This is a genomic window from Gordoniibacillus kamchatkensis, from assembly GCF_000829455.1.
Lineage (GTDB): Bacteria > Bacillota > Bacilli > Paenibacillales > NBRC-103111 > Gordoniibacillus > Gordoniibacillus kamchatkensis.
On record NZ_JXAK01000038.1, the window covers coordinates 63,911 to 73,469 of the forward strand.

Annotated in this window: 11 protein-coding genes and 1 pseudogene; 3 read left to right on the forward strand and 9 right to left on the reverse strand. The window is 58.6% G+C overall.

Going from position 1 to position 9,559, the window contains the following annotated elements; all coding sequences use genetic code 11:
- The first annotated feature begins 127 nt into the window (after positions 1-127).
- Positions 128-826 (forward strand): class I SAM-dependent methyltransferase, encoded by a 699-nt coding sequence (locus SD70_RS20430; RefSeq protein ID WP_041049357.1) that lies wholly within the window; start codon positions 128-130, stop codon positions 824-826.
- Positions 827-1,023: 197 nt separating this feature from the next.
- On the opposite strand, the gene tmk is transcribed toward SD70_RS20430, so the two are convergent.
- The 7 genes from tmk to SD70_RS20460 form a co-directional block, all read right to left on the reverse strand.
- Complete coding sequence (gene tmk, locus SD70_RS20435; protein WP_041049358.1) at positions 1,024-1,695, reverse strand: dTMP kinase; 672 nt, start codon at positions 1,693-1,695, stop codon at positions 1,024-1,026.
- Positions 1,696-2,010: 315 nt separating this feature from the next.
- Positions 2,011-2,619: an Orn/Lys/Arg family decarboxylase gene (locus SD70_RS20440; RefSeq protein ID WP_197081095.1), complete on the reverse strand. Its 609-nt coding sequence runs from the start codon at positions 2,617-2,619 to the stop codon at positions 2,011-2,013.
- On the reverse strand, positions 2,552-3,094 hold the full coding sequence (locus SD70_RS39890; protein WP_052487686.1) for a hypothetical protein: 543 nt from the start codon (positions 3,092-3,094) through the stop codon (positions 2,552-2,554). Before SD70_RS39890 ends, SD70_RS20440 begins: the two co-directional genes overlap by 68 nt.
- Before the next feature lie 8 nt (positions 3,095-3,102).
- On the reverse strand, positions 3,103-3,576 hold the full coding sequence (locus SD70_RS39895) for a hypothetical protein (RefSeq protein WP_052487687.1): 474 nt from the start codon (positions 3,574-3,576) through the stop codon (positions 3,103-3,105).
- Positions 3,563-4,045, reverse strand: a complete 483-nt coding sequence (locus SD70_RS20450) for a rhomboid family intramembrane serine protease (protein WP_394297992.1) — start codon at positions 4,043-4,045, stop codon at positions 3,563-3,565. The genes SD70_RS39895 and SD70_RS20450 overlap by 14 nt, the downstream gene beginning before the upstream one ends.
- Positions 4,042-4,284: a hypothetical protein gene (locus SD70_RS38325; RefSeq protein WP_231571340.1), complete on the reverse strand. Its 243-nt coding sequence runs from the start codon at positions 4,282-4,284 to the stop codon at positions 4,042-4,044. Before SD70_RS38325 ends, SD70_RS20450 begins: the two co-directional genes overlap by 4 nt.
- 222 nt (positions 4,285-4,506) lie before the next feature.
- Entirely contained in the window at positions 4,507-4,749 is a 243-nt protein-coding gene (locus SD70_RS20460) for a sigma factor G inhibitor Gin (protein ID WP_082053524.1), read from the reverse strand.
- Positions 4,750-4,902: 153 nt separating this feature from the next.
- On the opposite strand from SD70_RS20460, the gene SD70_RS20465 reads away from it, so the two are divergent.
- Complete coding sequence (locus SD70_RS20465; protein WP_041049361.1) at positions 4,903-5,427, forward strand: hypothetical protein; 525 nt, start codon at positions 4,903-4,905, stop codon at positions 5,425-5,427.
- 19 nt (positions 5,428-5,446) lie between these two features.
- Positions 5,447-6,787 carry a sensor histidine kinase gene (locus SD70_RS20470; protein ID WP_041049362.1) on the forward strand — a complete coding sequence of 447 codons (1,341 nt, stop codon included), beginning with the start codon at positions 5,447-5,449 and terminating at the stop codon, positions 6,785-6,787.
- Between the two features lie 803 nt (positions 6,788-7,590).
- Here SD70_RS20470 and ligA read toward each other — a convergent pair.
- Together ligA and SD70_RS38330 are read right to left on the reverse strand one after the other, a co-directional pair.
- Positions 7,591-9,411, reverse strand: a pseudogene (gene ligA / locus SD70_RS20475) (NAD-dependent DNA ligase LigA); the annotation flags it as partial.
- Positions 9,312-9,559 (reverse strand): hypothetical protein (locus SD70_RS38330; RefSeq protein WP_231571345.1); only part of this gene is annotated, 248 nt, incomplete at its 5' end. The pseudogene ligA and the gene SD70_RS38330, both read right to left, overlap by 100 nt.

Consider the following 9,559-nt stretch of genomic DNA (forward strand, 5'->3'; position numbering starts at 1 on the left):
GGAAGGAGAGTTGTAATAAAGGACTTGAATAAAAAATCACGAATATTCTGTCTAGCACTTTTATGTTGATCAGTCTTATACTAGCTGACTTTCTTTCTACGCATAAAAAACCATGAAGGAGGCTTATATGAAAGAGTTTGAATCTCAGTTGGAAGATAGCTGGAAAGCGAATGCTGAAGCCTGGACTAATTCCATTCGCCTCAAAGAAATTGAAAGCAGAAAAGTATCAACTGATCATGCCGTCTTGAACGAGATCATTTCACTTCAGCCGAATAAAGTCCTCGATGTGGGTTGCGGCGAGGGCTGGCTGGCTCGCGCCCTAAGCGAACAAGGCATAGAAGTTGTAGGGTTTGACGGAAGTGAAGAGCTTGTGGAAAAGGCGTCTGCCGCCGGAGGAGGCATTTTCCACTACTTAAATTATTCGGACTTCGGCAGGAACCCGTTGCAGATTGGTCACGATTTTGACGTAGCAGTGTGTAATTTTTCTCTGTTCTCTGAAGAAATAACATCCTTATTGCAATCGCTCACTTCCATTCTTTCACCCAACGGAATTATCATCATACATACATTACATCCTTATAGTATTGCACAAGATGGCCGGTATGAAAGCGGTTGGAGAGAAGAAACCTTCTCTAACATGGGTGAAGGGTACAAAGCAAAGATGCCTTGGTTTTATCGGACTATGGGAGCCTGGTTGAACGAATTAAAAATGGCTGGAATCGAGCTTCGGGATTGTAAAGAACCGATACATCCGGTCTCGGGAAAACCACTCTCGCTGCTTCTTAAGACGACGCCGAAAAATAATCCCCGATCAGCAGATGCATAGTGATTTGAACAATGGAGGAGCTTGCTTCATGGCAGCTCCTCTTTCGTATATTGGAGCAACGGCGGATAGTGGCCGGATCAAGAGTGAGACACATTCGACAAGCATCATCAATCGACGGTACTGTATTGCTTGCCCTAGTTGGCTTCGTACGGATGGGGTCAAGGCAAGTTGTCTCACTCTGTTTCCGTGGCCAACCTCTAAATCGGAAGACGTTCACCAAGCTTAGCTGCCAAAGCCGCCAAGGCGTTGTGGAAAACGGCTTCCGGGCCCGCTTCGGCGTCGATACGGATGATGCGCTCGGGGAACCTGCGCAAAAGCTCGTGATACCCTTCGCGCACCCGTTTGTGAAACTCAAGCCCCTCAAGGTCAAGGCGGTTCACTTCACGCTCGGCGTTGGCGGCGATGCGGCGCATCCCGGTTTCGGGGGTGACGTCGAAATATAGCGTCACGTCAGGCAAGAACGGCCCGATGGCAAACCGATTGATCGCATAAATCTCGTCGATGCCAAGGCCTCGGGCATATCCTTGGTAGGCCAGACTGCTGTCGACGAAACGGTCGCACAATACGACCTTACCGGCTTCCAGCGCAGGCACGACTTTCTCAACGAGGTGCTGGCGTCGGGCTGCGGCATATAGCAACGCCTCGGTCCGCGCTTCCATACTTGTATGAGCCACATCGTGGACCACTTCGCGAATGCGCTCGGCAATCGGAATGCCTCCCGGCTCCCGGGTGGACAAAATCGCGATGCCCCGCTCGGTGAAGTGAGCGATCAGCCGCTGCAATACAGTCGATTTACCGGCACCTTCGCCGCCTTCTAAGCTGATAAAAATTCCTTGTTTCACTAGGACGACCTCGCTGTTCAAGGGCATGGGGCCCGGATGGAAATGATTTTGCGCGGGCGCGTCTCATACGTGGCTGCGTTAATCCGCGTCCCCCACAAATAGCTGGAAAAGGTACCGCTAAAAGTCCGTACTGCAACGGTACGGAGGTATTTGCAGGAAAATCTCCATTTACATTTGCGGCATTACTCAAAAAAACGGGAAAACGGCATAATTAGCTTGACCTTTTCCGGTTAAAGCGTACAGATTGAGCTCCTTGATGAGGAATAACGGTATGTTTTCCAGTTAGAATTGTGACGCTAGCTTTCAGAAGCGTTGCAATAGCGCTATTACCGCATCGTTCGCTCAGGCACGTTCGTCGATGACTTCGATCAGCTCCAACTTGCCGTCAGGCGTACCTTGAAAATGGGCCCCTTGCGCAGCTAGCTCCTGCAAGTACGCAGCTGTTTCGGCGGTGATTCGCTCGCCGGGATACAGCACCGGGATGCCGGGCGGGTACGGAATAACCATTGCTGCCGCGCGTAATCCTTCAGCAGCGTGCAGCGGTACATGGCGGACAATCGGCGAGCCAACAGCCTGGCTGGAGCCGGTCAAGCCGAAAGCGACCGGCTCGGACATGCGGGCCGCTGCCGGAAAAGGCAGCGGCGGCGCGGCCGGACCGCGCAGCGGACGGTCCGGCAGGCGGTGCTGCCGCGCGATGTCACCCAGCGCGGCAATGAGCCGGGCAGCGTCCGCGTCGGTGGACGCCGGCCCGAACGCGAGCAGCGCATGGCGCGGCGCCGCGAGCTCGGCGAAGCAGCCGCGGCGCTCCAGCTCGCGCTGCAGCGCGTACCCGTTCAAGGTGCCGGTGGCGTCCCACACCGTCACCTTGAACGGGTCCAGCGCGTCATAGGTCCCCCGCCCCGCGGGGGCCGCTGACGCGCCGGCGCAGCCGGACGTGCCTGCAGCAGGCACGTCCGCAGCCGCGGCGAGCGAGCCGTACCACGCTGCTCGCGGAGCCACCGCCGCGCGCGCTGCGCCGCGGCGAGCGCTTGCGCGAGGCGCGCGCGGCCTCCGCCGTGTGCACGGCGCGGCGGGCCAAGTCGAGCGAGGCCAGGATCGGATACGACGGGCTCGAGCTCTGCACCATCGCGAGCAGCCGGGTGACCGCGGCCGCATCCACAAGCTTGCCCTGCAGATGCAGCATCGCCCCCATCGTCATCCCCGTCAGCATTTTGTGCGTCGACTGCACGGCGGCGTCCGCCCCGCGCGAAAGCGCCGAAGGCGGCAGCTCCGGAAGGAAGCCGAAATGGGCGCCATGCGCCTCGTCCACAAGCAGCGGCTTGCCGCGCGCATGCAGCAGCGCCGCGAGCTCGGTCAAATCCGACGCCATGCCGTAATAGTTCGGGTTCGTCACCAGCAGCCCGCGCGCTTCGGGATACCTGTCCAAAGCGTCCCTTACGTCGCGGGATCCACGCCTGCCGCGATGCCAGTCGCCCCGTCGATACGGGGCGGCAGAAACACGGCCTGCGCCCCCGCCAGCATCAACCCGTGCAGCACCGACTTGTGCACGCTGCGCTCCACGAGGAGCAGGTCGCCGCGGCTGCATACGGCGAGCACCATCGCCAGATTGCCGACCGTCGATCCGCCGACGAGAAAATGCGTCCGCTCCGCGCCGAAGCAATCGGCCGCCAGCCGTTCCGCGTCGAGAATCGCCCCTTGCGGCTGGTGCAGGTCATCAAGCCCGTTCAGCTCAGTCAAATCAAGCTGCAGCAGCCGCTCGTAGTAAAAGCGCTCCGGCGCCCCTTCCTCAAGCTGGGCGAATGCTTGTCCGGACTTATGGCCGGGCACGTGAAACGAGGCATGCCGCGCCGCGGCATGCGCCGCCAGCGCCTCGAACAGAGGCGCCCGCCGCGGATCAAGGCTCGCCATGGCGTCGTTCCTCCTGCCCGGCCGGGGGGACGGAGCCATTTTCGCCGGGGAACGGTTGATCTCCTTGCTGCGCCCGGTTCTTTGGCGGCACCGGTACCCATGCCCGGAGCCGGGCTCCCGGTCTTACCGCTGCGAGTCCGAACAGCAGCCCGCCGAGAAAGCCGCCGAGATGCCCGAGAATGCTGATGCCCGGGATGAGCAGCGTACCGGCCCAGCCTACGGCGATCCAGCTCCATACGACTTGGACGCTGGTACGGTCGAGCAAGTCTTTGCGCCGCAGCGCCAGCACGGCGAACGTGCCGAGCACGCCGTAGCAAAAGCCCGACAGTCCGACGCCCGCCTGGTTGCCCGCGATGTAAATGAGCCCAGACGTCGCCAGCACGGAAACGGCCAGCAGCAGCGCGAATTTGCCCCGGCCGAGCATCCATTCCAGCGGCGGGGCAATGATGAGCAGGAACGCGGTGTTCATGAGAAAATGCATAAAGCCGGCGTGCAGAAACGCATAGGTGACGAACCGCCATGCTCGCCGCGCTGCAGCGCATCCGGCAGCATGCCGCCGAAAGGATACACCAGCTCCGGCTGCTGCCCGCCGAAACGAATATACGTATATACAAAACCGCGGTATTGACCGCGAGAATGACGCTCAGAAGCGGATAACGCGCCGTGAATTGCCGCCAATTCTCCGTTCTTGCAAACATGATGCCGCACTTCCTCCATCCTGCCGGCTCAGCCGCCGCAATTTTCCTCTCATTATAGCACAACAGTCGCACAGTGATAAAAAACTCCAAGATGAGCGACCTGCAAATTTTGCGCATCAAAACTCGCTTCGAAAGCAAGGAAGCTTTTGTCTCCGTTCGGAAAGATCCTCGTTTCGCATTATCGCTTTAACGGACGTAAGAAAAAAAGACACGTCCTCGCGGCGTGTCTCACTCAAGCGTCTTTTTTATAAAAAATTTGCTTCATTCGGTTGACGAAGAAAGCGTATTTGTCATCCATGACATCCGTTCGTACGATCTCGAGCTCGCAGGAGTCGCAGATGAAGCCGTATAAAATGTGGATGCCGTCGGTTTTTTGCTGCCCGCAAATCATGCAGGTCGCCGCAGCCGGCTGCGTTTCCGGCGTCTCCGCCGACTCAGCCGGCGGTGTGCCCGCCCGGGACTGCGCTTCTTCCATGGCCGTCACCTCAATCCCTTTTCCTACCAGTATGTCCGGCCGCGCATCCTCTTAAACTATCGCTCTCAATCTTCTCCGCCGTTCGGCCGATATAGGATATAGTTTATTGTATTCCACTGGGAGCTGCGCGGTTCCTCCGGAGGTTGGCCTCACTTGACGAATTTGTCATCGTCGTTGTCCGGCGATTCTACGATTTACAACTACAAGCTGCTCATGAAAATCCGCCATTCGTATCCGTTAGTGACCGTTTACTGGCTGGCGCTTGCGATGTTCGCTTTCGTCCTGTCGCTGCACGGCGGCTGGTTGTGGCTGCTCGTTGCCGCTCCGCTGACTGTCGCTTTACAAGGCGTCATAACCCGCCTATGCTTATGGATGATGCGAGGCGGCACGGCTTCGGTGTGGGGCTGGCGCTTCGGCGCCCTGTGGAACGGCGTGCTGCCGGTCGGCTTCGCTCCGCTGCCGCTTACGCGGCGGATTCAAAGCAACGTGCTGCTCGCCGGACTTGCCGCGATCGGCGCGCTCTACCCGTGGCTTTCCGGCACGGCACTGGACAGCCTGCTGTTTTTTCACTTATGGTTGCTGGCGCCGCGCTGTCTAATGATTGCCCTATTCCGCCGCAAAACTAAATCCGGCTGGATCAAAATCAATCCGCACGACACCGGCTGCTACGTGCAATAGAGATAGAGGTGCGGCCTGTATGGCCATTTTAGCGCTCGTATTTGCGGTCAAGCTCGGCTTGGCCGGTATTTTTCTGTTAGATCGCAAGGACGAAACGAAACGTTGGTGCGCCGTATGCTTGCTGTTCGCGGCCCTGTTCGAAGCGTCGGCTTATGTCGGGCTTGCCGCGGGTTCGTCCGCCTATGCCGTCTTTGCGCAGCAAGTGCTTCGGTTCGCGGCGGAAACGGGTATGCCCTACGCTTTGCTCATGGCCGGAGCGGCCGCTTGGAAATGGCGCCGCCTTCATTGGAAGCGGGCGGCCGGTGCACTCCTGCTGCTGCCTCCGCTCATTACGGCGGCGACGCTTCATGACGGCAATTTGCGTCCGGACCACCCGTTCTTCCTCGTCTGGACTTGCGCTTACTTGCTGGCAGCCATTTTTCTTATGCTGGGCAAGCACGCGTTCGCCCGCAAAGAACCGCTGCAGCGAAAACATGTCGCCGAGCTGTTCGTCTTCGTTCCGGGCGTTTCTGCCCTGCTGCTGTTTCATTATTTATCCCCGGGGCTGCAAGGCTGGAGCGGCTTCATACTGGCGGGGGCAGCGTGTGCGTTCGTGCTGTTTCTAAGCATTGTCTCCCTGTTCGGCGTATCCGGTCCTCAGTCTCGGCTTGATCGGCATTTTGGAGCCGGTGCGCTGCATGCAATGACGACGGGGTCGTCTTTGCTCCTCCGTTCGCTCGAAGAGCGGCTCGCCGGTATCGACCTGCTGGCCAGCCGGATTGCGGTACAAACGGATTCGACGTTGCTAGAGCCGGAAGCACAGCGGATCCGCGAGGAAATTGCGCACATCACCGCTATGCTGCAGCGCATCCGGCATCATACGGAGCCGATCGAGCTGCGCGAGGAACCGTATAGCTTCAATGAACTGATCCGCACCGCTATCGACGTTTGTCTCCAAGACCGCAGCGAGCAAAAGGCCGCGGTCCGCTTCCGTCCGGACCTGCATGTGGTCGTAACTTGCGACAAGCTCCATATGATCGGAACTTTTCTCGAGCTGCTGCATAACGCGCTCGACGCGGTGCCCGCCGGGGACGGTGCCGTCGACGTTCGGCTGGCGCGCGCCGGGAGGAAATTGAAGCTGGAAATTGCGGATAACGGCAGCGGCATGGCGCCCGAACATTTGCCGAAAGCGGAGGCGCCGTTCTATTCGACGAAGCTTGGTACCGGACAGCATCATTTTGGCCTTGGGCTTACGTACAGCACCTTGGCGATCGAGAAGCACGGCGGCAAGCTGGAGGTGGACAGCAAGCCGGGACAAGGCACGACGGTACGCATCCTTTTGCCGATGAAGCGGGTTACCGCTATAGCTCCGATTTCTTAAACAAGCGGAAACGGATTACGCCGTCCTTTGCTGCGTGCGCGTTTGTCGTCGTTAAGCCGGCGGCGAAAACGTTCACCGATACACCCCTGCAGCTTAAACGCCTTGTAGCGGAGTTAGCCATTCTGGGGGCGGATTAAAGATGGAATAAGCGGAGCCGGCTTGCGCCGTGCTTAGGTCGAACGCGGTTTTGCAGTGGAGTTAGCCATCCGCGTGCGCAGCTTATGCTTACCGGGAGCAACAAACACGTTCCTCCTCCCGGGCGCATTCCAAGCATGGCGAGGCACGACGACATGGCGTACCTGTATCTTGGCGGGTATTTCGAGGGCATACTGCCCCCCATCACATGACTTGGAAAAGGACATGCCGTGTTGATTGCCGCCACATAGATCCAATGCAGTCCCCAAAGAGCCCCGAAAAGCCGACAACGAATTTGTTCCTTAATTTACGACTTCCATGACGTTGTTCGGGGCGGATTTTACCGACATTTCTGTTTTGCGCCCGAGAATTCCGTATACAAAGAACAAAATTCGCTATCTTGAGGTGCCAACCAACGTTGTAGGACTTTCGGGTCCAAATTAGCGTCACCACAGTTTGTGCATAACGAACTTGGACTTTAACTTGCTGTATCAATAGGAACTCTAATATTCCGAATCGGCAAAACGAGCACTTTATCGCACTCAAATTGAGCCATTTGAAGCTAAAAAGGACCCCCATTTCCACTATGCCAGCGGATTTGGAGGTCCTTTTCTGCAATAGATGTCACTTGTGAGAACACTTTTTGGACAGCCGCTTTTGACTCGACATTACGCCTGATTCAGCAAAGCGTTCAGCTCGTTCTCGTCGTCGATGATGCGGATGCCGAGCTCCTGCGCTTTGGCGAGCTTGCTTCCCGCCGCTTCGCCGGCGATGACGATGTCCGTCTTCTTCGAAACGGAGCCGGTCACTTTGGCGCCGAGCGCCTCGAGCTTCTTCGTCGCTTCGTCGCGCCCCATCGTCTGGAGCGTGCCGGTAAGGACGACCGTCTTGCCGTAAAACGGATTGTCCGGACTCGCTGCCGCCGCCGGCGGCTCCGCGCTCTGAGGCGCAACGCCGGCGGCCAGCATGCGGCGAATGTTCTCCTGAACGATCGGGTCGTGGAAAAAGCCGTAAATGCTCTCGGCCACGATGCCTCCGACATCATGGATCGTCAGCAGTTCCTCGACGCTCGCTTCCATCACTTTGTCCAGGCTGCGGAAATGGTCGGCGAGCACTTTCGTTGTCGTCTGCCCCGTGTTCGGGATGCCGAGCGCGTTAAGAAACGATGCGAGATCGCGCGTTTTGCTCTTTTCCAGCGCCTCCAGCAAGTTGTTCGCCTTTTTCTCGCCGAACCGGTCGAGCTTGATCAGATCGTCGAAGGTGAGGTAATACAAATCCGCCGGGTCGCGGACGCCGAGCTCCTCGTACAGCTGCGTCGCGGTCATCTCGCTGAACGTCTCGATGTCCATCGCGTTGCGCGAGGCGAAGTGGGCGATGCGGCCTATCGTCTGCGGCTTGCAGCCGAGCCGGTTCGGGCAGAACAGGTGCGCGCCCCGCTGCTCCAGCTCGGTGCCGCACGCCGGACAGTGCGTCGGGTAGACGACTTCGCGCCCGTCCGCTTCCTCCGTCGCCTTGCCGAGCACCTCCGGGATGACGTCGTTGGACCGTCTCAGGAAAATGAGCGAGCCGATGGCGTATTTCAAGTTTTTGCGCTCGATATCGCCGATATTGTTGAGCGTGGCGTTCTGCACCGTCACTCCGCCGATATCGACCGGCTCGAGCTTGGCGGCTGGGGTGATTTTGCCGGTGCGACCTACTTCCCACGTTACGTCCAGCAGCGTAGTTGTCACTTCTTCGGCTTCGAACTTGAAAGCGACAGCCCAGCGCGGGAACTTCTCGGTGTAGCCGAGCGCCTCGCGGGTACGCATGTCGGTCAGCTTCACGACGGCGCCGTCGATCAGGAAGTCGAAGCTGTGCCGCTCCTCGGCGACCAGGTTCAGCGCCGCAATGACGTCGTCGATGTTGTCGTAATAGTAAATGTACGGGCTAACTTTGAACCGGTTCTCCCGCAAAAATTCGATCATGTCTTTATGGTTGGCGAATGCGATGTTGTCGCTGTAGCCCACGTTGTAGAAGTACGCAGTAAGCTTACGTTCGGCGGTCACTTGAGGATTCAGGTTGCGGAGCGCCCCGGCCGCGGCGTTGCGGGCGTTCTTCAGCGGCTCGGCGGCTGTCTTGTTGTACGCCTCGAGCACCGACAGCAGCATCATGCCTTCGCCCTGGATTTCCACCACGCCGTCCTTGTACGGTATTTCGAGCGGCACGGAGCGGATCGTCTTCACCTGCGCCAAAATGCCTTCGCCGACCGTGCCGTTGCCGCGCGTCGCGGCCTGCACGAGCCGGCCTCCGTCATAGGTCAGGTTGAGCGTCAAACCGTCGAACTTCAGCTCGACGACGAAGCTCGGCTCCGGCAGCGGCGCATCCGGGTTGCGGGAGTTGTAATCGTTGATCAGCTTTTGCGCGCGGGCGAGCCAAGCCTTAAGGTCCTCCACGTTTTGCGCCTTGTCGAGGCTCCATAGACGGGACAGATGCTTGTGCGGCTCAAACCGTCGAACTTCAGCTCGACGACGAAGCTCGGCTCCGGCAGCGGCGCATCCTGGTTGCGGGAGTTGTAATCGTTGATCAGCTTTTGCGCGCGGGCGAGCCAAGCCTTAAGGTCCTCCACGTTTTGCGCCTTGTCGAGGCTCCATAGACGGG